This is a genomic window from Pseudodonghicola sp. (assembly GCF_048268305.1).
Classification (GTDB): domain Bacteria; phylum Pseudomonadota; class Alphaproteobacteria; order Rhodobacterales; family Rhodobacteraceae; genus Pseudodonghicola.
On record NZ_JBLWVT010000002.1, the window covers coordinates 89,292 to 110,324 of the forward strand.

The 21,033-nt window shown below is 66.4% G+C and carries 19 protein-coding genes and 2 pseudogenes; 14 read left to right on the plus strand and 7 right to left on the minus strand.

Going from position 1 to position 21,033, the window contains the following annotated elements; all coding sequences use genetic code 11:
• Positions 1 to 2: 2 nt before the first annotated feature.
• Genes ACN0V4_RS03540 through ACN0V4_RS03555 form a run of 4 tightly spaced genes read left to right on the plus strand, consistent with a single transcriptional unit; the run spans position 3 to position 4,960 of the window.
• Positions 3 to 1,004, plus strand: a complete 1,002-nt coding sequence (locus tag ACN0V4_RS03540; protein ID WP_417673149.1) for an ABC transporter ATP-binding protein — start codon at positions 3 to 5, stop codon at positions 1,002 to 1,004.
• The gene (locus tag ACN0V4_RS03545; RefSeq protein ID WP_417673150.1) at positions 1,001 to 1,981 is read left to right on the plus strand and encodes an ABC transporter ATP-binding protein; all 981 of its coding nucleotides are present in this window, start codon (positions 1,001 to 1,003) and stop codon (positions 1,979 to 1,981) included. The genes ACN0V4_RS03540 and ACN0V4_RS03545 overlap by 4 nt, the downstream gene beginning before the upstream one ends.
• A gap of 4 nt (positions 1,982 to 1,985) precedes the next feature.
• A complete protein-coding gene (locus ACN0V4_RS03550; RefSeq protein WP_417673151.1) occupies positions 1,986 to 3,572 on the plus strand; it encodes a gamma-glutamyltransferase in 1,587 nt (528 codons plus the stop codon).
• A complete protein-coding gene (locus ACN0V4_RS03555; protein WP_417673152.1) occupies positions 3,569 to 4,960 on the plus strand; it encodes a M20 family metallopeptidase in 1,392 nt (463 codons plus the stop codon). Before ACN0V4_RS03550 ends, ACN0V4_RS03555 begins: the two co-directional genes overlap by 4 nt.
• Positions 4,961 to 5,065: 105 nt before the next feature.
• Here ACN0V4_RS03555 and ACN0V4_RS03560 read toward each other — a convergent pair whose 3' ends face one another.
• Complete coding sequence (locus ACN0V4_RS03560; RefSeq protein WP_417673153.1) at positions 5,066 to 5,830, minus strand: AraC family transcriptional regulator; 765 nt, start codon at positions 5,828 to 5,830, stop codon at positions 5,066 to 5,068.
• A 91-nt stretch (positions 5,831 to 5,921) separates the two neighbouring features.
• On the opposite strand from ACN0V4_RS03560, the gene ACN0V4_RS03565 reads away from it, so the two are divergent.
• On the plus strand, positions 5,922 to 6,662 hold the full coding sequence (locus ACN0V4_RS03565; RefSeq protein ID WP_417673154.1) for a sulfite exporter TauE/SafE family protein: 741 nt from the start codon (positions 5,922 to 5,924) through the stop codon (positions 6,660 to 6,662).
• A gap of 69 nt (positions 6,663 to 6,731) precedes the next feature.
• Here the strand turns inward: ACN0V4_RS03565 and ACN0V4_RS03570 are convergent.
• Positions 6,732 to 7,217 (minus strand): annotated as a pseudogene (locus tag ACN0V4_RS03570) (aminotransferase class IV); the annotation flags it as partial.
• Positions 7,218 to 7,509: 292 nt separating this feature from the next.
• On the opposite strand from ACN0V4_RS03570, the gene ACN0V4_RS03575 reads away from it, so the two are divergent.
• Positions 7,510 to 8,451, plus strand: a complete 942-nt coding sequence (locus ACN0V4_RS03575) for a LysR substrate-binding domain-containing protein (RefSeq protein WP_417673155.1) — start codon at positions 7,510 to 7,512, stop codon at positions 8,449 to 8,451.
• Complete coding sequence (locus ACN0V4_RS03580; RefSeq protein ID WP_417673156.1) at positions 8,452 to 8,919, plus strand: GNAT family N-acetyltransferase; 468 nt, start codon at positions 8,452 to 8,454, stop codon at positions 8,917 to 8,919.
• Here the strand turns inward: ACN0V4_RS03580 and ACN0V4_RS03585 are convergent.
• The 3 genes from ACN0V4_RS03585 to ACN0V4_RS03595 are packed head-to-tail and all read right to left on the minus strand — an operon-like array spanning position 8,911 to position 10,492.
• On the minus strand, positions 8,911 to 9,384 hold the full coding sequence (locus ACN0V4_RS03585) for a GNAT family N-acetyltransferase (RefSeq protein ID WP_417673157.1): 474 nt from the start codon (positions 9,382 to 9,384) through the stop codon (positions 8,911 to 8,913). The genes ACN0V4_RS03580 and ACN0V4_RS03585 overlap by 9 nt on opposite strands.
• A complete protein-coding gene (locus ACN0V4_RS03590; RefSeq protein WP_417673158.1) occupies positions 9,378 to 9,977 on the minus strand; it encodes a 2-hydroxychromene-2-carboxylate isomerase in 600 nt (199 codons plus the stop codon). The genes ACN0V4_RS03585 and ACN0V4_RS03590 overlap by 7 nt, the downstream gene beginning before the upstream one ends.
• Entirely contained in the window at positions 9,974 to 10,492 is a 519-nt protein-coding gene (locus tag ACN0V4_RS03595; protein ID WP_417673159.1) for a cupin domain-containing protein, read from the minus strand. The genes ACN0V4_RS03590 and ACN0V4_RS03595 overlap by 4 nt, the downstream gene beginning before the upstream one ends.
• Before the next feature lie 240 nt (positions 10,493 to 10,732).
• Between ACN0V4_RS03595 and ACN0V4_RS03600 the strand changes: the two genes are divergently transcribed.
• The 4 genes and pseudogenes from ACN0V4_RS03600 (at position 10,733) to ACN0V4_RS03615 (ending at position 14,010) form a co-directional block, all read left to right on the plus strand.
• Positions 10,733 to 11,611 (plus strand): alpha/beta fold hydrolase, encoded by an 879-nt coding sequence (locus ACN0V4_RS03600; protein WP_417673160.1) that lies wholly within the window; start codon positions 10,733 to 10,735, stop codon positions 11,609 to 11,611.
• 28 nt (positions 11,612 to 11,639) lie between these two features.
• Positions 11,640 to 11,813 (plus strand): annotated as a pseudogene (locus ACN0V4_RS03605) (AAA family ATPase); the annotation flags it as partial.
• 274 nt (positions 11,814 to 12,087) lie between these two features.
• A complete protein-coding gene (dusA, locus tag ACN0V4_RS03610; RefSeq protein ID WP_417673161.1) occupies positions 12,088 to 13,107 on the plus strand; it encodes a tRNA dihydrouridine(20/20a) synthase DusA in 1,020 nt (339 codons plus the stop codon).
• A gap of 78 nt (positions 13,108 to 13,185) precedes the next feature.
• Positions 13,186 to 14,010 (plus strand): sulfite exporter TauE/SafE family protein, encoded by an 825-nt coding sequence (locus ACN0V4_RS03615; protein WP_417673162.1) that lies wholly within the window; start codon positions 13,186 to 13,188, stop codon positions 14,008 to 14,010.
• A gap of 89 nt (positions 14,011 to 14,099) precedes the next feature.
• On the opposite strand, the gene katG is transcribed toward ACN0V4_RS03615, so the two are convergent.
• Positions 14,100 to 16,274 carry a catalase/peroxidase HPI gene (katG, locus tag ACN0V4_RS03620; RefSeq protein WP_417673163.1) on the minus strand — a complete coding sequence of 725 codons (2,175 nt, stop codon included), beginning with the start codon at positions 16,272 to 16,274 and terminating at the stop codon, positions 14,100 to 14,102.
• Positions 16,275 to 16,522: 248 nt separating this feature from the next.
• Between katG and ACN0V4_RS03625 the strand changes: the two genes are divergently transcribed.
• Positions 16,523 to 17,482, plus strand: a complete 960-nt coding sequence (locus ACN0V4_RS03625; RefSeq protein ID WP_417673164.1) for a LysR substrate-binding domain-containing protein — start codon at positions 16,523 to 16,525, stop codon at positions 17,480 to 17,482.
• 70 nt (positions 17,483 to 17,552) lie between these two features.
• Positions 17,553 to 18,740, plus strand: coding sequence for an acetyl-CoA C-acyltransferase (locus ACN0V4_RS03630; protein ID WP_417673165.1), 1,188 nt, complete (start codon positions 17,553 to 17,555; stop codon positions 18,738 to 18,740).
• A gap of 55 nt (positions 18,741 to 18,795) precedes the next feature.
• Here the strand turns inward: ACN0V4_RS03630 and ACN0V4_RS03635 are convergent, their stop codons facing one another.
• Positions 18,796 to 19,983 carry a multidrug effflux MFS transporter gene (locus ACN0V4_RS03635; protein ID WP_417673166.1) on the minus strand — a complete coding sequence of 396 codons (1,188 nt, stop codon included), beginning with the start codon at positions 19,981 to 19,983 and terminating at the stop codon, positions 18,796 to 18,798.
• 225 nt (positions 19,984 to 20,208) lie between these two features.
• Here ACN0V4_RS03635 and ACN0V4_RS03640 point away from each other — a divergent pair, with 225 nt between their 5' ends.
• The gene (locus ACN0V4_RS03640) at positions 20,209 to 21,006 is read left to right on the plus strand and encodes a helix-turn-helix transcriptional regulator (protein ID WP_417673167.1); all 798 of its coding nucleotides are present in this window, start codon (positions 20,209 to 20,211) and stop codon (positions 21,004 to 21,006) included.
• The last annotated feature ends 27 nt before the right edge of the window (positions 21,007 to 21,033 follow it).

Below are 21,033 nucleotides of genomic sequence, written 5' to 3' on the forward strand. Positions count from 1 at the left end.
CGATGGGAGACAGGCTTCTTACCGTCCGCGATCTGGTGATCGACATTCCCGTCGGTGGCGGCACGCTGCATGCGGTGCGCGGCATCGACTTCGACCTCGACCGCGGCGAGGTGCTGTGCATCGTCGGCGAAAGCGGCTCGGGCAAATCGCTGACCTCGCTGGCGCTGATGGGGCTTCTGGGCAAGCGGATCAAGCCCAGGGCTGCACAGATGGATTTCGATGGCACGGCATTGCTCGGCGCATCGAAGAAGACCATGCGCGGCCTGCGCGGCGCGCGCATGTCGATGATCTTCCAGGAACCGATGACCTCGCTCAACCCGGCCTATACCATCGGCGATCAGCTGATGGAGGCGATGCTCTTGCACCGTGACGTACCGCGGTCGCAAGCGCGGGCGCGGGCGGTCGAGCTGCTGGAAAAGGTCGGCATCACCGCCGCCGAAAGCCGGCTGGGCCAATATCCGCATCAGCTCTCGGGCGGGTTGCGGCAGCGGGTGATGATCGCCATGGCGCTGATGTGCGGGCCGGAGCTGATCATCGCCGATGAGCCGACCACCGCGCTCGACGTGACGATCCAGGCGCAGATCCTGCGACTGCTGGTCGATCTGGTGCGCGAGATGGACATGGCGATGATCCTGATCACCCACGATCTGGGCGTGGTGGCCCGGGTCGCCGACAAGGTGGCGGTGATGTATGCCGGCGAGCTGGTGGAAACCGGCCCCGCGAAAGAGATCTTCGGATCCCCGATGCACCCCTATACCCGTGGGTTGCTGCGTTGCATCCCGCTGCCGGGCAAGACCAAGCGCGGCAGTGAGCTGGGCACCATCCCGGGCATCGTGCCCTCGCTGGTGGGGCGGGTGTCGGGCTGCGTCTTCCGTACCCGCTGCACCTTTGCGACCGAGGCCTGCCGGGGCGATATCCCGCGCCACCTGCGGGGTCCGCAGGCCTTCCGCTGCGTGCTGGACGACGGCGGGCTCTCCCAAGAAAAACAAGAGGTGCAGGCATGACCGCTCCGGTTCTGGAACTGCGCAACGTCGTCAAGACCTATAGCGTGAAACAGGGGCTGATGGGGCGCCCGAAGCCCCTGACCGCGGTCAAGGACGTGAGCCTCAGCCTCGGCCGCAGCGAAGTGCTGGGGCTGGTGGGGGAATCCGGTTGCGGCAAGTCGACGCTCGCCAAGATCCTGCTGGGGCTGGAGGCACCGACCTCGGGCGAGGTGCTGGTTGATGGTGAGGCCCTGGGCGGGCAAGATCGGCTGAAGCTGGCCCGCCGCATCCAGCCGATCTTTCAGGATCCCTATTCCTCGCTCAACCCGCGCAAGAGCATTGCCGACATCATCTCGCTGCCGTTGCGGGTGCATGGTGTCGGTGACGCCGCCAGCCAGAAACAGGCGGTGCGCGACATTCTCGATGTGGTCGGCCTGCCGGCACGGGTGATGAACACCTATCCCAGCCAGATGTCGGGCGGTCAGCGGCAGCGCGTCGCCATCGCCCGGGCGCTGATCATGAAGCCCGAGATCGTCATCTGTGACGAGCCGACCTCGGCGCTCGATGTGTCGGTGCAGTCGCAGATCCTCAACCTGCTGGGCGAGCTGCGGCGCGAATTCGGGCTGACGTATCTGTTTATCTCGCACAACCTCGCGGTGGTCGAACATCTCGCCACCCGGGTGGCGGTGATGTATCTGGGCCGGATCGTGGAAGAGGCCGAGACCGGCGAGCTTTTCGATAATCCGCGCCATCCCTACAGCCGTGCGCTGCTGAAATCGGTGCTGACCCCGGAACCGGGGCTTGGCGTGCCGGATACCCAGTTGGGCATGGCCTATCCGAACCCGATCAACCCGCCCTCGGGCTGCGCCTTTCATCCGCGTTGTCCGCTGGCGACGAATCTTTGCAAGACCAAGGCGCCGCGCCCCGTGCCTCAGCCGGGTGGGTTGGTGGAATGCCATCTTTACGATCCTGAAACCGAAATGTTCGAACAGGCCTGATCCGATGAAAACCTCGCTCTCACGCACCCAGACGGTCACCAAGACCGTGATTGAAACCAAGGGGGGCGTGGTGGCGTCCCAGCACAGCCTCGCGGCGCAGGCCGGCGCGGCCGCGCTTGCCGCAGGGGGCGACGCGGTCGATGCGGCGGTGGCCGCCTCCTTCGTGTTGGGGGTTCTCGAACCCTGGATGAGCGGCCCGGCCGGCGGCGGCGCCATGATGCTCTGGCGCGCGGACAAGGGCGAGGCGATCGCGCTGAACTACGGCATGCGCGCGCCGAAGGGGCTCAAGGTCTCGGACTATCCGCTGTCGGGCAAGGGCAAGTCCGGCGATCTCTTCCCCTGGGAGGAGGTGGTCGACAACCGCAACCTTCAGGGCGCCACCGCCGTGGCGGTGCCCGGCGTGGTTGACGGGCTGGGCCAGGCGCATGCGCGCTGGGGCCGGATGCCCTGGGCCGATCTGCTGGCCCCGGCCATCGCCCACGCCAAGGAAGGCATGCTGGTCGACTGGTACGCGGCGCTGATCATCGCCTCGACCACGCGGGAACTGGCCAAGGATGCGGACGCGGCAGCGATGTTCCTGGAGGACGGCCAATGGCCCAGCATCGGCGCCTGGACTGCGCTGGCGGAAAAGCGGATCGACCAGTCGAAGATGGCCGCGACGCTGGAAGAGATCGCCCGCAGCGGTGCCCGGGCGCTGTACGACGGCGATCTGGGCGCGGCGCTGGCCCGCGATGTGCAGGACAAGGGAGGCTGCCTGAGCCATGACGACCTGCGCGCCTATAGCGCGACCTTCCATCCGGCACTGAGCTTTGCCTATCGCGACGCGACCCTCCACGCGGTGCCCGGGCTGACCGCCGGGCCGACCCTGAAACAGGCGCTGTGCCTGGCGGCCGAGACCGAGCTGTCCGGCAGTGCCTCCCCTGATGGCGAGGCCTACGCCGCCTGGGCGCGCGGGTTGAAATCGGCCTATGTCAGCCGGCTGTCCGGCATGGGCGACACTGGTGAAAGCACCACCGCGCCGGGCTGCACCACCCATTTCTCGGTGGTCGACCGGCAGGGCAACATGGTGGCGATGACCCAGACGCTGTTGTCGATCTTCGGCAGTCGGGTGGTGTCGCCCTCCACCGGGCTGCTCTTGAACAACGGCATTATGTGGTTCGACCCCGAACAGGGCAAACCCAATTCGCTCGGCCCCGACAAGGCCTGTCTGATGAACGTCTGCCCGGTGCTGGGCGAGGCTGGCGATACCCGCTTTGCCTTTGGCGCCAGCGGTGGGCGCAAGATCGTCTCGGCGGTGGCGCAGCTTGCCGGTTTCGTAAGCGATTATGGCATGGACGTGGGCCAGGCCTTCCACAGCCCGCGGATCGACGTTTCCGGCGGTGAGACGCTGGTGGCCGATGAGACGCTCGCCCCCGAGATCCTCGCGCGCCTGGCCGAGGAGAACCAGGTGGTGACAACCAAGCGCACCGTCTTCCCCTATGCCTTCGCCTGCCCGGCGGGGGTGATGCGACGCGGCGGTCTGAATTCCGGCTGTACCGAGATCATGTCGCCCTGGGGCGATGCGATCACCGAAGAGGAGATGACCCAATGACCCGCGATGACGCGATCGGCACCATTCACGCCTATTTCGACGAAGGCCGGTTCCAGACCGAGCTGGCGGAACTGGTGGCCTATCCCACCGAGAGCCAGAACCCGGAGGCGGCGCCCGAGCTTGGCCGCTATCTGGAGGCGGCGATGAAGCCGCGCCTGACCGCAATGGGCTTTGATTGCGAGACCTTCGACAACCCGGTCGAGGGCGCCGGTCCCTTCCTGATCGCCGAGCGGCACGAGGGCGACGATCTGCCCACCGTGCTGATCTATGGCCATGGCGACGTGATCCGCGCGCAAGAGGGCATGTGGCGCGAGGGCCTGGCCCCCTTCACCCTGGTGGAGGAGGGAGACCGGCTCTATGGCCGGGGCACCGCCGATAACAAGGGCCAGCATCTGATCAATATCGCCGCCCTCGACGCGGTGCTCGAAGTGCGCGGCAAGCTCGGATTCAACACCCGCATCGTGATCGAGACGGGGGAGGAGACCGGCTCCCCCGGCCTGCGCGAGTTCTTCGCGGCAGAGAAGCCGCGGCTTGAGGCCGACGTGCTGATCGCCTCGGATGGGCCGCGGTTGCAGCCCGACACGCCGACCGTGTTCATGGGCGCCCGCGGTGGCTCCACCTTCGATCTGGTGGTCGATCTGCGGCAAGGCGCGCATCACTCGGGCAACTGGGGCGGGCTGCTGGCCGATCCGGCGATGATCCTGGCGCAGGCGCTATCGGTGATCACCGACGCGCGCGGCCAGATCCAGGTGCCGGAATGGCGCCCCGACAGCCTGACGCCGAAGATCCGCGCCGCGCTCAGCGATCTGCCGCTGAGGATGGACGAGGGCCCGAGCATCGACGAGGATTGGGGTGAGGAAAGCCTGACCCCGGCCGAACGGGTCTTCGGTTGGAACAGCTTTGCCGTGCTGGCGATGAAAAGCGGTGTTCCCGAGGCGCCGGTGAACGCGATTTCGGATTACGCCAAGGCCACCTGTCAGCTCCGCTTCGTGGTGGGCACCGATCCCGATCAGATCGTGCCGGCGCTGCGTCGTCACCTCGATGCCCATGGCTTCGGTCAGGTGCAGATCGTGCCACACAAGCGCGGGTCTTTCCCGGCGACGCGGCTCGACCCGGATCACCCCTGGGCGGCCTTCGTGCGCAACTCGCTGGAGCAGACCGCCGGCAAGCCGCCGCATGTGCTGCCGAACCTGGCCGGCTCGCTGCCGAACGACTGCTTCACCGATATCCTCGGCCTGCCGACGGTCTGGGTGCCGCATTCCTATCGCGCCTGCTCGCAGCACGCGCCGAACGAACATGTGCTCAAGCCGATCTGCCGCGACGCGCTCGGCTGCATGGCGGGACTGTTTTGGGACATCGGCGAAACCGGCGGGCCGGCACTGGGGTGACGGCCTGCCATCGCTGAACGGGCCCCGTCTCCTTGATGGGGTGAGCGGCAGCGTCTTGATCGGGTTCGCCCTGCGACGGCTGACGGAGCGGTGCGTGGGATGACCTCAGATCTTCATCCGACGCTGCAGCTGACCGGGCGTGATCCCATGGGCGGCATGAAAGGCGGCGATGAGACCGCTCGCGGTGGCGTAGCCGGCGGCATGGGCTGCATGCTGCACGCTTTTGCCGGCCATCAACGGGGCAATCGCGCGTGCCAGCCGCAGGTCACGCATCCAGGTGGCCCAACTCTGCCCGGTGTCGCGACGGACGAGCCGTTGCAGGCTGCGCCGCGACAGCGCCAGTGCCGCGGCCCAGTGGTCGAGCGGATGGTCGGCCCCATCGAGATGTGCCTGCGCGATACGACGCAGGCGCGGGTCGGTGGGCAGGGGCAGCGTGGGCGCGGGGGCGGGGCGCGCAAGCCGGTCCCACAGCACGGCCGTCAGCCGGGCGAAGGCGGGCTCTTGCCGGTCGGCGCGGCTGGACCCTGCGAGGGTGCGGAGAAGTTCGGCCTCCAGCGCCTCGAGAGGGAAAGGCGTGGGGTCCTTGGGCAGCGGCGCCGCGGCGGGCCGGGTGTAGAGATTGACCGATTGCCGCGCGCCCTCGGCCCGGATGCGGTGGCGGTGCTTTGGTGGAAGCCAGATCGCCATGCCGGGAGAGAGAAGATGCAGCCTGCGTCCTGTCTCGACCGTCACCGGCCGGTCCGGGCACCAGGCGAGCTGTCCGCGCCAATGCGCATGTGCCTCGGGCATGGTGCCGGGTGTGAAGCTCGTGATCCTGCCGATCACCGGACTCCCATCCTCGGCAAATCCTCCGATCTCATCGCGCTGCATGTTGGCACCTCCGGGGTATCATCTGGCACCGGGGCGACACATTTTTCCAGCCCCTCCGTCAGGATCGCGTGGAGGCGGAGCGGAGGACCGGATGGATATAACGACAATGGCGCTGCTCGCGGGCGCGGGGCTGCTCGGCGGGCTGTGCAATGCGATCGCGGGCGGAGGCACGTTCTTCACCTTCCCGGCGCTGCTGGCCGTGGGGCTGCCGCCGGTGACGGCGGGGGCGACCAGCGCAGTGGCGATCTGGCCCGGCCATGCGGCCAGCCTGATCGGTGAAGGCGCGGTGCTGCGGCAGGAACTGATCGCGCGGCCCGGGCGGGTTGCGGTGTTCGCGCTGGCCTCGGCGGTCGGGGCCGGGCTGTTGCTGGTGTCAGGAGATGCGCTGTTTCGGCAGCTGGTCCCCTGGCTGCTGCTCTTCGCGACGCTGGTGTTTGCGGCGGGCCCCATGCTCAACCGCTGGCTCGCCCGCCGCGGGGTGTCGATCGGCCCCGTCCTTGCCGTCTGCGCCGAGGGGGTCGTTGCCCTCTATGGCGGCTACTTTGGGGCAGGGCTGGGGGTGCTGCTGCTGGCGCTGCTGACCGTGACGGGGGACGACGATCTGAAGCGGCTGAACGTGGTCAAGAATGCCTTGGCGACGCTCGCGACCAGTATCGCCGTCCTGATCTTCGCCTTTGGCGGCGCGGTGGCCTGGGGGCCGGCTGCCCTGGTCTTTCTGGGGGCGGCGGCGGGGGGTGTCATCGGTGGCCGGCTGGCGCGCCGGGTGAAGCCGCACCTTCTGCGCGCCGCCATCGTCTGCCTCGGCCTGTTGCTGGTCTGGCACTACGCGTGAGCCCGGGTCGAGACCACGCGCAAGGTCGAAGACATGGCGCTTGGTCAGGCTGTCGAGAAAGCATGTGGGAAGGGGAGACAGAAGCCTCCCGTCCCGGACGAGGACGATGTTCGTCACCGTGGTTTCGGCGACATGGCCTGCCATATCCAGCATGAGGGCATCGTCATGTCCGCTACGAGCGGCCGCGGCCCGCGACAAGGTTCCGGTCATGTAGAGCCCCGAGCATTTCGACGCCGTCGGCGCCGTATCGGGCGCGGGGCGCCGCCAATCCGAGAGAACCAGGCGCAATCCGCCGGTCCCGTCTCCAAGGGCGGTCTCCACTGGCCAGTCCCAGGCCGCGATGGCGGTATGGAACCGGCACCCCTGTGCCGAAACGGTGACGCTTTCGCTGCCGCGCCAGGCGATCGGCGGAACCCCGCAATCCGCCAGCCCAAAGCACGGCCTCGGCTGTGGCCTGAAGATCATCGACCAGCCATGGCAGCGTGTAGCCGAGAAGTTCGGCCGAGCGCTGCAGGCACCGGAAATGCTCCTTGCCCAGAAACAGGCGGCCGTCATAGGCGCGGATACCTTCGAAGACCGCGCCGCTGTTCTGCAGAGAGTGCGTCAGAACATGCAGCCTCGCCTCACCGGACGGCAGAAGCGTCCCGTCGAACCAGACGGGACTCGCCGTATCGACGAGCGGGGCCTTCACGGCTTCGGTCAGCATTCGGGATTTCCCAGTTCGCGGATGGTGGGCCGATCTTCAGGCTCAAAAGCGGGGCAGGCGAGTGAGCAGTTTTCAGGCGCTGATGAGAAAGCGCCCTTCGCGTGGTGCCGGTTATCGGCGATAGTCGGTTTGTGAGGATCTATGGATAAACAAGTCCCCTTTCGGCTGAATGTGCCCCTGAACGCCCTGCGAGCCTTCGAGGCTGCGGCGCGCCATCTCTCGATCAAGGACGCGGCGCTGGAACTTGGCGTCACGCCATCGGCCGTCAGCCACCAGTTGCGCGGGCTTGAGGATGCGCTAGGCCTGACATTGATGCGACGGGTCGGTCCGGCGCTCGAACTGACCGAGGCCGGAGCGAGACTGGCGCCCGATCTGAGCGAGGGGTTTTCCCGGATCATCGAAGCGGTCGGCGGTCTCAGACAGGATCGCAACGCGGGCCCCCTGCGCCTGTCGATGCTGCCGACCTTCGCGGCCCATTGGTTCTCGCCCCGGCTGACGCGCTACCCGTTCGAGCGCAACGGTTTCGATCTGCTGATATCCACGACACAGGAGGCTGTGGACCTGTCTGCCGGAGTGGCCGATGCGGCGGTCCGGCACGGGCAGGGCCAATGGGATGGGTTGCAGGCGGACCTACTGTTCGAAGAAACCGTGAGCCTGTTCGGCGCGCCGCCCATGGGCAAGGATGACCCCGACGAAATGCGGGCGCGGATATCGGGCATGACCCTGTTTCTGTCGCAGCATCGGAAAGAGAACTACGCGCGATGGAATGCGACGTTGCCGGGCGGGCCGATCCGGCCTGCGGCGGTGATGATGGTCGATTCCGCCGGGCTCGCACTGCGCGCGGCCATGGACGGGGCAGGGGTGGCTCTGGCGGGCGTGGAAATCGCCGCCTTCGATGTCGGAGCTGGGCGGTTGACGCAGCTCTTTCCACACTGGGCTCATACGGGCGGAGGCTACTTCCTCGTCTATCCCGAGGCGCTGGCCAGGGACCGTCGCGTGCGCAACCTGAGCCGCTGGATGATCGAGGCCTCGGCCGGGGAAAGGACCCTCGCGCAAAGGCTACTGGAGTCGGGAGCGGATTGAATGAACCGTATTGAAGCGGCTGCGGTCGAAATCCGGCGACTTGAGAAAAACGACCGCGTGGCATGGGAAGACCTCTGGCAAGAGAACCTGGACCATTTCGCGGCGCCGGATCGTGCCCGAGCGGACATGCCCGTCATCTGGCAGCGGCTCATGGATCAAGCTGCGCCGCTTCTCGGCTGGCTGGTTTTCCAACAGGGGCGGGCCGCCGGGCTGGCGCATGTGGTCCTTCGCCAGCACAGCTTCAGCACTGCCGAAGTCGGGATCCTCGAAGATCTCTGGATCGCGCCTTTCGCGCGCCGTCAGGGGCTGGCGGAACGGCTTGTCGAGCGACTGGTTCAGGAGGGACGCGCGCAGGGCTGGCGCCGCATCGAATGGGAAACCGGCGTCGACAACCTTGCCGCGCAGCGCCTCTATGACCGGATTGCTGCTCTTGATCCGGCCAAGCGCTATCGGATCGACCTAGCCTGAGCCGCTTCGGTTCAATTCGATCTGGAAACTGTCCCAGGGCGCCGGCGCGGCGATCGACCGATAAAGCCGTTTCGCCGTGAGGTTGTCCTGCGGCACCAGCCAGCGCAGATGGGTCCAGCCGCGCGCGGTGCCGATCTCGGTCAGTTGACCGATCAGGGCGCGGGCGAGGCCGCTTCCCCGGGCCTCGGGCATGACGAAAAGGTCATCGAGCTGACCGGCGCGGCCTCCCGAGATGATCTCGGGCAGGTCGAAGGCGAGGGCGAAGCCGGACAGCGCACCGTCGCAGTCCGCCCCGAGCAGCAGCAGTTCGGGATCGCGCGCGGCGCGCTCGATCAGGAGCGTGGCCTGTTCCATCGTCATGGGCTCAACCGGTCCGCCCATGGCCATCCGATAGGCGGTCATCAGATCGGCCAGGCGCGTGGCATCTTCCGCCGTCAGGGGCCGGATCGTCGGTACGTTCACCATCCGTCGGTCCTGACCCACTCTGCCATCATCTCCATGCGGTCCCAGCCCCAGAATGGCTCTTCATCGACGATGAAGAAGGGAGATCCGAAGACGCCCCGGGCCACCGCATCTTCGCCGATCCTCCGTACTTTTTCTTTCAGGGCAGGGTCGGCGATGCCGGTCAGAAGGGCGCCGGGTTTGAGATCGAACTCTGGGGCGAGCATCGAGACGGCTTCGGGTGAGGCGGTGTCGAGACTGTCGTTGAAATACAAGGTGAAGACCCTCTTCGCGAAGGCGGCAGCAAGTTCAGGGTGCTGCGTTTCAATCCAATAGAAGGCGCGCGTCGCCGCCAGGGCGACATGGGGGTGGTCGGCGGGCAGCTGGAAGGTCAGGCCCTGGTGCCGTGCGATCCGCGCCCAGTCGCGCCGCGCATAGTCGCGTTTCAGCGGCGTCGATGACAATCCGCGGGCCCCTGTCACCTTGTAAGCGGTGCCCAGCATGTAGGGTCGCCAGAGCACGGTCCGGCCCAGGTCTGCCGCGATGGCCTCAATCCGCTGCGCGGCGAAGAAGGCGTAGCCGGACGAGAAGTCGAACCAGAACTCTATCGGGCTCATGCCTCTTCGCCCTCCCAGTAATCGACCGCATCGGAAGCCCGGAAGGAGGCGGCAACCCGACGCTTTGCCTTGTCACCGCCGGGCGCGGCGCCCGCGAAGACTGTCAGCTTGCCGCTGTCGGGATAGGCCATCACATCAGGCTCTCGCATGGTGCTGACCGCGACATATCGCAGGGGGGCGGCGCCCGTTGCGATCAGCTGATGGGCCGTTTCGGCGCCGCCGGCGGCGCAGACCGCCACCATGCCGGCTGCGACCGGGTACCGGTCGGGGCCGAACCGCAGCTCGCCGGTGCCCGAGAGTATGACGAACATCTCGTCATTGGCGTGATGAGCATGGAAGGGCCAGGCCGCTTTGCCGGGCGGAACCTCCACCAGCCGCGCCCCCAGATGCGTCGCACCTAGTGGCGCGGCGATGGCCGCCGTGGCGGCATGAAAGCGGGTGCCATAGCTCTGTGGCAACAGGTCCAGATCGTCGAGTCTGACGACGGGGCTGCGTGGCGTGTGATCCTGGGTCATTCTATCCCCTCCTGAGAGAAGAGAGCGCCAATCGGGGCGGTCCCGCAATTGAAATTCCTTCAGCTTGTCCTTAGCAAAGCTCATTCGGCTGAATTCCGGTTCCGGGTGAAGCTCCTATAGAATTGTCGGACCGGAAACGCCTGTGGACACCAACCCTCTATCGTCGGAGACAGGACGAGCCTCCCTCGCAACAGCGCCCCCGAAAGGCCCGCCTCGGCGAGGCCCGCCGAACGCTTCGAGGTGGCGGCCGATGACGGCTATCCGATCCGGGGCGGGATCTGGCATGCAGACACCGGCCCTGTCGTCGCGATCCATGCCGCCACGGCGGTTCAGGCGCGCTATTACGCACGGTTCGCAGCCTGGCTGTCCGGGCAGGGGGCGACGGTCCTGACCTTCGATTATCGGGGGAGTGGTGAGTCCCGCTCCACGCCGGTGAAGGATTTGCAGGCGGGATGGGTCGATTGGGGTGTCCTCGATGCCGAGGCGGTGCTTGCCTATGCTGGCAGGCACTGGCCGGATCGTCCGCTCTGCGCCGTGGGCCATTCAATCGGCGGCTTCGCCTTGGGGTTGGCGCGCAGCTCGGATCGGCTTGACCGGATCGTGACGGTTGGCGCGCAATTCGCCTACTGGCGCGATTACGATCCCCGCCAGCGGCGGGCGATGTATCTGAAATGGCATCTCTTCATGCCAGCCGTGACGCGGCTCTCCGGCTATTTTCCCGGGGCACGGCTTGGATGGCTCGAGGATGTGCTGCGCGGCGTGGTGCGCGACTGGAGCCGGATGGGGCCGCGGTTCGAGACGAGTGTCTGCTCGGCTTTGGACCGGGCAGACCTTGCAGCGCGTCATGGCGCCACCCGGGCGCAGCTCCTGGCCATCGGGTTGACAGATGACCCGTTCTGCACCGAAGCTGCGGGGCAGCGATTGCTCGACTACTATTCTGGGGCGGATCGAACCCATCTGCGGATCGCGCCCTCGGATATCGCGGTGCCCGAGATCGGGCATTTCGCATTCTTCCACGCCCGTTTCGAACAGACGCTCTGGCCGCTTGCCGCCGCATGGTTGCTTTCCGGTCGACTGCCCAAGGATGCTCCGGGGCGGATCGTCTTTCCGACAGGCTGAATGCAGGTTTCTTTCCAGCAGGATTACGATGAACGACCGACTTTTCGTCATTACCGGCGGCCCGGGATCGGGCAAGACGACGCTTTTGTCCGCACTGGCGCGGCATGGTCTCGCAACAATGCCCGAAGCCGGGCGCGCGATCATTCAGGATCAGACCCGGATCGGCGGGGCAGAGCTTCTCCAGCGCACCAGGGCCTGGCACGTTCTTTCCCACGCTTCTTTATCCAGGTGGTCGGGGTGGGGCATCTGTCAAAGGCCTTCGTCTCATGATAGGAAGTTCCTCCTCGCATCACTCGCACGCGCGCAAGGTTTCTGCTGCTGCCATCCTTGCATTTGCGTGTGGTGATCGAGCCCATGGCGGCCTCCTGACTTGGTACATGGGAATCCTATTTGGTACATTGTGCCAAGTTCAGCGTCGAAATCGACGTATCTGGCACAGAACAGGCGGGAACAAGACGAAGGTGGGGTTCTTAGAAGTGGCTGAAAAAATTAAAGAACAATCTCCGTCAACGGCCGCCCGCCTGTCCGTCGCCCCGATGATGGACTGGACCGACCGGCATTGCCGGTATTTCCATCGTCTGCTGTCGCACCGGACCTTGCTTTATACCGAGATGGTGACCGCCCCCGCGCTGGTGCGTGGCGGGGCGCTGCATCTGCTCGATTACAGTCCCGAGGAGCATCCGGTCGCTCTGCAGCTTGGCGGCTCCGACCCGGCAGAGCTGGCGGCGGCGGCCCGGCTCGGTGCGGTGGCGGGCTATGATCAGATCGATCTCAATTGTGGCTGCCCCTCGGATCGGGTGCAGTCGGGGACCTTCGGCGCCATCCTGATGACCGAGCCCGATCTGGTCGCCGATTGCGTCAAGGCGATGCAGGATGCGGTCTCCTGCGAGGTGACGGTGAAATGCCGGATCGGCGTCGACGATCAGTTGCCTGAACAGGTGCTGCCCGATTTCCTGGCCCGCGTCGCGGCGGCGGGGTGTCGGCGCTTCACCATCCATGCCCGCAAGGCCTGGCTGAAGGGGCTCAGCCCGAAGGAGAACCGGGATATCCCGCCGCTCGATTACGATCTGGCGCTCAGGATGAAGACGGCGTTTCCCGATCTCCACATTTCGGTGAACGGCGGGGTCGAGACGCTCGATCAGGCGCAGGCCTTTCTCGCTGCGGGTTTCGACGGGGTGATGATCGGACGCGCCGCCTATCACCAGCCCTGGGATATCCTGGCCGCGGCCGACACGCGCATCTTCGGCGCCGAGGGCGCGCCCTTCAGCGCGCCCGATCAAGCCGCCCGCGCCATGCTGCCCTATATCGAGGCCCACCTGACCGCCGGCGGTCGGCTGCATCAGATCACCCGCCATATGCTTGGCCTCTTCGCCGGGCGCCCCGGAGCGCGGGGCTGGCGGCGGATCCTGTCAGAAGGCGCCAACCGGCCCGGCGCCGGTCCCGAGCTGGTGGAAGAGGCTTTGACGCATATTCGGGCAGCCGAGCCGGCGAGCTGAGGTGTTACCGCCAACGGTTCTGGTCTCTCTTCCTGCCGGGGTGTAAGCCCCGCGCAAATTCCCAATCGGAGAGAGCGAATGCCCGATACGACGCTGTTGTTGCAGATGCTGGTGCTGTTGCTGGCGATTGGTGCCCTGGCCGGGGTTCTGGCCGGGCTTCTCGGCGTGGGAGGTGGCATCGTCCTGGTGCCGTCGTTCTTCTATGCCTTCCAGACGCTGGGTTACGGTGGGCCGCAACTGATGCAGGTCTGCCTGGCAACCTCGCTGGCGACGATCATCGTCACCTCGATGCGTTCGGTGCTCAGCCACAATCGCAAGGGGGCGGTCGATTGGGCGATCCTGCGCGGCTGGGGGCCGGGGATCGTGGTGGGCGCGGTGATCGGCGTTCTGGTCGCCTCGCAATTGCGGTCGAGCGCGCTGCAGGCGCTGTTCGGTGTCGTCGGGCTGCTGATCGGTCTCTACATGGCGCTGGGCAAGGCCGAATGGCGGTTGGGGGACGAGATGCCCAAGGGCATCAAACGCGCCATCCTGTCGCCGATCGTGGGCTTTCTGTCGGTCTTGATGGGGATCGGCGGTGGCAGCTTCGGTGTCCCGTTGATGAGCCTGCACGGCATCCCGATCCACCGCGCCGTGGCCACGGCTGCGGGCTTTGGCGTGATCATCGCGGTGCCCTCGGTCCTGGGCTTCATGCTGATGCCGGTCGATGCGGCGGCGCAGCTGCCCTATTCGGTCGGGGCGGTGAACATTCCGACCTTCCTGGTGGTGATCGCGATGACGACGCTGACGGCACCCCTGGGTGTCAAGATCGCCCATGCGATGGATCCGAAGCCGTTGAAACGCGTCTTCGCCGTCTTCCTGATCCTGGTGGCGCTGAACATGCTGCGCAAGGCGATGGGCTGGTAAACACTCGGCCCCCCGAAGGGACGGCCTTCGGAACAGCAAGGCGGCGCCCCCCGGGATCGGAGGGCGCCGCGCTTCGTTTCAGGAAGGGGTCACGCCAGATCGAAGCGGTCGGCGGTCATCACCTTGGTCCAGGCGGCGGCGAAATCCTTGACGAACTTGCCGGCGTTGTCGTTCTGGGCATAGACCTCGGCATAGGCGCGCAGGATCGAGTTCGAGCCGAACACCAGATCGACGCGGGTGGCGCTCCATTTCACCGCGCCGGTCTTGCGGTCGCGGATGTCATAGACGCCGTTGCCGGCCGATTTCCATTCATTCGCCATATCGGTCAGATTGACGAAGAAATCGGGGGTCAGCGCGCCCACCCGGTCGGTGAAGACCCCATGCGCGGTGCCGCCGTGGTTGGTGCCCATGGCGCGCATGCCGCCCATCAGTACCACCATCTCCGGCGCGGTCAGCCCCATCAACTGGGCGCGATCCAGCAACAGCTCTTCCGGGCTGACGACGTAATCGGCCTTCAACCAGTTGCGGAAGCCATCCGCGATCGGTTCCAGCGGCGCGAAGCTGTCGGCATCGGTCTGCGCGTCGCTCGCATCGCCGCGACCGGGCGCGAAGGGCAGGGTCAGATCAACGCCCGCCGCCTTCGCGGCCTGTTCGACGCCGAGGTTGCCGGCCAGCACGATGGTGTCGGCAAGGCTCGCCCCCACCTCTGCCGCCAGCGGTTCCAGCACCGCAAGGACACGCGCCAGACGTTCGGGTTCGTTGCCGACCCAGTCCTTTTGCGGCGCCAGCCGGATCCGCGCGCCATTGGCGCCGCCCCGCATGTCCGACCCACGATAGGTCCGGGCGCTGTCCCAGGCGGTTGCCACCATATCGGCGACCGACAGGCCCGAGGCCGCGATCTTGGATTTCAGCCCGCCGATGTCATAGTTGGTCGGGCCCTGCGGGATCGGATCCTGCCAGATCAGATCCTCGGCCGGCACGTCGGGGCCGACATAGCGCGCCTTCGGCCCCATGTCGCGGTGGGTCAGCTTGAACCAGGCGCGGGCGAAGGTGTCGCGGAAATACTCCGGATCGGCGATGAATTTCTCGCAGATGGCGCGATAGGTCGGGTCCATCTTCATCGCCATGTCGGCATCCGTCATCATCGGATTGTGGCGCTTGCCGGGATCGGAGGCGTCGAGCGGCTTGTCCTCTTCCTTGATTTCCACCGGTTCCCACTGCCAGGCGCCGGCAGGGGATTTCTTCAGCTCCCACTCATGGCCGAAGAGCATGTCGAAGAAGCCCATGTCGAACCGGGTGGGGTGGGTGGTCCAGGCGCCTTCCAGCCCCGAGGTCACCGCATTGGCGGCCTTGCCCTTCTGGTTCGGGTTGGCCCAGCCGAGGCCCTGCATCTCGATCTCGGCCGCCTCGGGAGCGGCGCCGAGTGCGGCGGCATCGCCGTTGCCGTGGGTCTTGCCGACGGTATGGCCGCCAGCGGTCAGCGCCGCGGTTTCCTCGTCATTCATCGCCATCCGCGCGAAGGTCTCGCGCACCTGGGCCGCGGTCTTCAGCGGGTCGGGCTTGCCGTTCACCCCCTCGGGGTTGACGTAGATCAGCCCCATCTGCACCGCGGCGAGCGGGTTTTCCATCGTCTCGGGCTTGTCGACGTCGCTGTAACGCTCGTCCGACGGCGCCAGCCATTCCTTCTCGGCGCCCCAATAGGTGTCGATCTCGGGCGCCCAGATGTCCTTGCGGCCAAAGCCGAAGCCGAAGGTCTTCAGCCCCATGCTCTCATAGGCGATGGTGCCGGCGAGGATGATCAGATCGGCCCAGGAGATCGCATTGCCGTATTTCCTCTTGATCGGCCAGAGCAGGCGACGGGCCTTGTCGAGGCTGACGTTGTCGGGCCAGGAGTTCAGCGGTGCGAAGCGCTGGTTGCCGGTGCCGGCGCCGCCCCGACCGTCGGCGGTGCGATAGCTGCCCGCCGCGTGCCAGGCCATGCGGATCATCAGCCCGCCGTAGTGACCCCAGTCGGCCGGCCACCAGTCCTGGCTGTCGGTCATCAGCGCGTGGAGGTCTTTCTTCAGCGCCTCGACATCCAGCGTCTTGAGCGCCTCGCGATAGTCGAAATCCGGACCCATCGGGTTGGTCTTGCTATCATGCTGATGCAGGATGTCGAGGTTCAGCGCGTTCGGCCACCAATCCATGACCGAGGCCTTCACCTCGGTATTGGCGCCGTGCATCACCGGGCATTTGCCGGTCGGGGCTGCGTCGTTTCCGTCCATTTCGATCTCCTATCGTGGCTTTGGTCGTTGCGTGCGCTGCGAGAGCGGGAGGAGGGCAGTGCGGACACGACAAACCCTTCCCCTGACGGGGCTGTGCCGACCTGCGCTGCTACGAGGCCCGACCTTGGGTGACCCTTGCGGGGCCTTCTCGGTCGGGGTGTCATCCTCCTCCTCGTCTGGAAAGACGGTAACAGAGAAGATGGATTGGATTAAGTTGTATAAACTGATCGTCATGATAGTTTGAAGTTATGACAAATCTGACATTCCGCCAGTTGCGCTATTTCGAGGCGCTCGCCCAGCATGGGCATTTCGGTCGCGCTGCCGAGGCGGTGGCGATTTCCCAGCCGGCTTTGTCGGTTCAGATCAAGGAATTGGAGGAATCCCTCGGCGTCGCGCTGTTCGAACGCGGGCCGCGTCAGGTGCGGCTGACCGGCTTTGGCGAGGTCTTCGCCGAACGGGTGCGGGAGATTCTCAGATCGGTTGATGAACTGGGCGATCTCGCCCGCGCCTCGCGCGGGTCGCTGTCGGGGCGGCTCAGGATCGGGGTGATTCCCACTGTCGCGCCCTATCTCTTGCCCCGCATCGTCGGCGACCTGGGCCGGGCCTATCCGGGGCTCGACATCCGGCTGCGCGAGACGATCACGCCCCGGCTGATCGAGGAGCTGACCGACGGGCGGCTCGATACCGCCATCGTGGCGCTGCCGGTGTCGGAACCCGGGTTGGAGGAGGTGGCGCTGTTTTCCGAGGATTTCGTGCTGGTGCGCCCGGGAGAGGATGCCGGCAAGCCGGTGCCGAGCCGCGAGCGGTTGCGCGAAATGCGCCTGCTGTTGCTGGAGGAGGGGCATTGCTTCCGCGACCAGGCGCTGTCCTTCTGCGAGATGCAGGCGAACCGGCCGCGGGAGATCCTCGATGGCTCCTCGCTCTCCACCCTGGTGCAGATGGTGGGGGCGGGGATCGGGGTGACCTTGATCCCGGAAATGGCCGTGGCGGTCGAAACCCGATCGGCCAATGTCTCGATCGCGCGCTTCGAGGGGGTGCAGCCCAGCCGCACCATCGGCATGATTTGGCGCAAGACGACGCCCTTGGCGCAGCAGCTGAGCGCGATCGCGGATATCCTGCGCCGATCAGGGTCCGACCTGCGCTTTGCCGCAGGAGAGGCGGGACGCACCGTCATTCCCGCGGCCACTGGACAGGGTGCCCCGGCCTGAGGATGGTGACGCCGAGTGGCGGGCGCCGCCCCGGTGTCGCGCCCTGTTCGTGTTTCCGGAGGAGAATTAAATGAGAGAAGCAGTCATCGTCAGCACCGCCCGCACCGGCATCGGCAAGGCCTATCGCGGTGCGCTGAACGCCACCAAGTCGCCGACGCTGGCCGGCCATGTGCTGAAGGCCGCTGTCGAACGGGCCAAAATCGATCCGGCCGAGATCGAGGATGTGGTGATGGGCACGGTTCTGGCCGCGGGCACCGCTGGCATGAATCTGGCGCGCAACGCCGCCTTCGCCGCCGGTTTCCCGGTGACGGTCTCGGGCCAGACGATGGACCGGCAATGCGCCTCGGGCCTGATGGCGATCGCCACCGCTGCCAAACAGGTGATGGTCGACGGCATGGATGTGGTCGCCGCTGGCGGTCAGGAAAACATCTCGGCGGTGCAGGATCAGTATACCGCCTGGGTGCGCGATACCGTTGATCCCAACGTGCTGGCCCATGCCAAGCACGCCTATATGCCGATGCTCTTCACCGCCGAGAATGTGGCGAAGGTCTATAATATCAGCCGCGACGCGCAGGATGAATATGCGCTGATCTCGCAACAGCGGACCGCGGCGGCCCAGGCTGCCGGCAAGTTGGATGATGAGATCGTTCCCTTCACCACCACCATGATGGTCAAGGACAAGGCCACTGGCGAGATCAGCGAACAGCAGGTCACCCTGGACCGTGACGAGGGCAACCGTCCCGAGACCACGATGGATAGCCTTGTCGGGCTGAAGCCGGTGATCGAAGGCGGCGTCATCACCGCCGGCAATGCCAGCCAGCTGTCCGACGGCGCGTCGGCCTGCGTGCTGATGGAGGCCAAGCTGGCCGAGCAGCGCGGGCTGGAGCCGCTGGGGATCTATCGCGGCATGGCGGTGGCCGGCTGCGCGCCCGAGGAGATGGGGATCGGCCCGGTCTATGCGATTCCGAAGCTGCTGAAACAGAACGGGCTGAAGATCGACGATATCGGTCTTTGGGAACTGAACGAGGCCTTCGCGGTGCAGGCGCTCTATTGCCGCGATCACCTGGGCATCGACCCCGAGAAATACAACGTCAACGGCGGCGGGATTTCCATCGGTCACCCCTATGGCATGACCGGCGCCCGTCTGGTCGGCCATGCGCTGATCGAGGGCAAGCGGCGCGGCGCCAAATATGTGGTCGTCACCATGTGCATCGGTGGCGGCATGGGGGCAGCGGGTCTTTTCGAGGTCAACCTCTAAGACCTCGGCGCCCTGGCGCAGTGATCGGCCCCCGCTTGCGCGGGGGCCTTTTCGTTCAGGCCAGTTGGCGATCGGGCCGCGACAGCAGTGCCGACAGCCAGGCCAGCGCGGCGCAGAGCGCGATCGCCAACACCATGCTGAGCGCGGTGTTCTCCAGAAACAGCCCGGTCACCGCGATCATCAGCCCGCCGGTCAGCATCTGCAGCGTGCCGCCGAGCGAGGAGGCGAGCCCGGCGATATCCGGATGCGGGTCGAGCGACATCACCGCCGCGGTGGGGATCACCAGACCGAGGCAGGCATTGGCCAGGAACAGCCCCGCCGCCACCACGACCAGCGTGCTGCCGCCGAGCCAGGCCACCAGGCTGAGCCCCAGCGTGGTGACCAGGAAGCCGCTGATCGCCAGCCAGATCACCCGATCCATGCCGTAGCGCTGGCAGAGCTTGCCGGCGAGCTGGGAGGCCGAGAAGAAGCCCACCGCATTGACCGCGAAGGCGATGGAGAAGCCGGTGGGGCTCAGCCCGAATTCGCGGGTATAGACGAAGCTTGCCGCCGCCAGGAAGACGAAGAAGCTGGCCATGCCGAAGCCGCCGACCATGGTCAGCCCCATGAAGCGGCGGTCGCTCAGCAGCCGGCCGGCGCCGGAGATCATCGCTGCCAGTCGCACCGGGCGGCGATCCTCGGTAGCCAGGGTCTCGGGCAGGGCGAAGATCACCAATGACAGGCTGATCAGCGAGGCCACGGCCAGTACCGCGAAGATCTCACGCCAGCCGCCCCAGAGCAGGATCAGCGACCCGGTCATCGGTGCCAGCATCGGCGAGATCGAGATCACGATCATCACCGCCGCCATCATCCGCGCCGCCTCGGGGCCGGAGGCCTTGTCGCGGATCACCGCGCGCGGCACCGCCATCAGCGAGGCCGCGCCAAGGCCCTGCGCGCCACGGGCGGCGATCAGCCAGCTCAGATCGGGGGCCAGCGCCGAGGCAATGGTGGCGGCCAGAAAGATCGCCAGGCCGATCATCATCGGCCGCTTGCGGCCAAGCGCGTCGGCCATCGGGCCATAGATCATCTGCGCGAAGCCGAACACGATGAAATAGGATGTCAAAGTCAGGGCCGCGCCGGCCTCGGTGGTGCCGAGATCCTCGGCCACCTGGGGCAGGGCGGGCAAATACATGTCGATGGCGAAGGGGCCAACCGCGGACAGCAGACCCAGGATCAACGCCATGCGGAACAAGGGGTCACGCATCGGGGAACCTGTGGATATTTTAAAGATGTGGAAAGGGACGGCGCAGAATCGCACCAGGGATGATCACCGCCGCCGTCCGCGTTGTGTCGCAGGTCAGGGGCGCCGGGGCAAGCGCAAATTGTCGCAGGCCGGCGCATCGGGAAATTGACCTTTGTCCCTGCTGTCGCGACACTGCTGGAGAGGAGAGCCACCCGCAAGGGTGTGAAACTGGGGGGAGAGGGCCGTATGCGACAGTCCAGCGGAAAGCTGATGTTCGTCAATCGTGACCGGGTGTTCTATTTCGGCCTGCTGGGCGCGCGAATGAAACCACGCAAGCCCGGCGGGATCACCCTCTATTTCGCGGCGGAGGGGGAGATCCGCCTGCGGATGCAGGCCGGCCCCTGGCAAAGCCTGTCGTGCTGTGTCCTGCCGGCCTATTGCGCCCATCAGGTGGAAATCGATTGTGACGAGGTGTTCAGCCTGCTGTTCGAGCCCGAGCGGCTGACGGCTGCGGATCAGCGGCAGTTGTTGGACTTCTGCACCTGCCCCGTCACGCTCGCCGACGCGATGGCACGGATCCGGGCCGCCGCCGCCGGGCCCTTGTCCGATCTCTGCGCGCAGGGCGGGCTCGACACCGCGGCCTTCGATCGGCTGCTGCTGGGCCGGGTGCTGGAGACACGCCCGCTCGACCCGCGGATCGAGCGGGCGCTGGCGCTGTTTGAAACCGATCTGGGCGAGGCCGAGCTTTCCGCCGAGGCCTGCGCGCTGCAGGCGGGGCTGTCGACCTCGCGCTTCCTGCATCTGTTCAAGGAGGAGGCCGGGGCATCGTTCCGCAATATGCGGATGTGGAAACGCGCCCGCCGTTTCCTGGAACACGCGGTCGAGGACAGCACTCTGACCGAGGTGGCGCTGGACCTGGGCTATCCCGATTCCAGTCACTTCAGCCATTCGATCCGCCGTACTTATGGGCTGAAGCCCCGGTCGATCCGCGAAGGGTCGCGCGAACTGCAGGTGATCGGCGCGGTGTTGCGCCGGGCGTCATAGCGCCCCGGCACAAGATCGCCCGCCAGG

Bases quoted from the DNA above. Each gene is read 5' to 3' on its own strand.
- ACN0V4_RS03540 (WP_417673149.1), top strand. From the start codon at position 3: ATGGGAGACAGGCTTCTTACCGTCCGCGATCTGGTGATCGACATTCCC.
- ACN0V4_RS03545 (WP_417673150.1), top strand. From the start codon at position 1,001: ATGACCGCTCCGGTTCTGGAACTGCGCAACGTCGTCAAGACCTATAGC.
- ACN0V4_RS03550 (WP_417673151.1), top strand. From the start codon at position 1,986: ATGAAAACCTCGCTCTCACGCACCCAGACGGTCACCAAGACCGTGATT.
- ACN0V4_RS03555 (WP_417673152.1), top strand. From the start codon at position 3,569: ATGACCCGCGATGACGCGATCGGCACCATTCACGCCTATTTCGACGAA.
- ACN0V4_RS03560 (WP_417673153.1), bottom strand. From the start codon at position 5,830: ATGCAGCGCGATGAGATCGGAGGATTTGCCGAGGATGGGAGTCCGGTG.
- ACN0V4_RS03565 (WP_417673154.1), top strand. From the start codon at position 5,922: ATGGATATAACGACAATGGCGCTGCTCGCGGGCGCGGGGCTGCTCGGC.
- ACN0V4_RS03575 (WP_417673155.1), top strand. From the start codon at position 7,510: ATGGATAAACAAGTCCCCTTTCGGCTGAATGTGCCCCTGAACGCCCTG.
- ACN0V4_RS03580 (WP_417673156.1), top strand. From the start codon at position 8,452: ATGAACCGTATTGAAGCGGCTGCGGTCGAAATCCGGCGACTTGAGAAA.
- ACN0V4_RS03585 (WP_417673157.1), bottom strand. From the start codon at position 9,384: ATGGTGAACGTACCGACGATCCGGCCCCTGACGGCGGAAGATGCCACG.
- ACN0V4_RS03590 (WP_417673158.1), bottom strand. From the start codon at position 9,977: ATGAGCCCGATAGAGTTCTGGTTCGACTTCTCGTCCGGCTACGCCTTC.
- ACN0V4_RS03595 (WP_417673159.1), bottom strand. From the start codon at position 10,492: ATGACCCAGGATCACACGCCACGCAGCCCCGTCGTCAGACTCGACGAT.
- ACN0V4_RS03615 (WP_417673162.1), top strand. From the start codon at position 13,186: ATGCCCGATACGACGCTGTTGTTGCAGATGCTGGTGCTGTTGCTGGCG.
- katG (WP_417673163.1), bottom strand. From the start codon at position 16,274: ATGGACGGAAACGACGCAGCCCCGACCGGCAAATGCCCGGTGATGCAC.
- ACN0V4_RS03625 (WP_417673164.1), top strand. From the start codon at position 16,523: ATGACAAATCTGACATTCCGCCAGTTGCGCTATTTCGAGGCGCTCGCC.
- ACN0V4_RS03630 (WP_417673165.1), top strand. From the start codon at position 17,553: ATGAGAGAAGCAGTCATCGTCAGCACCGCCCGCACCGGCATCGGCAAG.
- ACN0V4_RS03635 (WP_417673166.1), bottom strand. From the start codon at position 19,983: ATGCGTGACCCCTTGTTCCGCATGGCGTTGATCCTGGGTCTGCTGTCC.
- ACN0V4_RS03640 (WP_417673167.1), top strand. From the start codon at position 20,209: ATGCGACAGTCCAGCGGAAAGCTGATGTTCGTCAATCGTGACCGGGTG.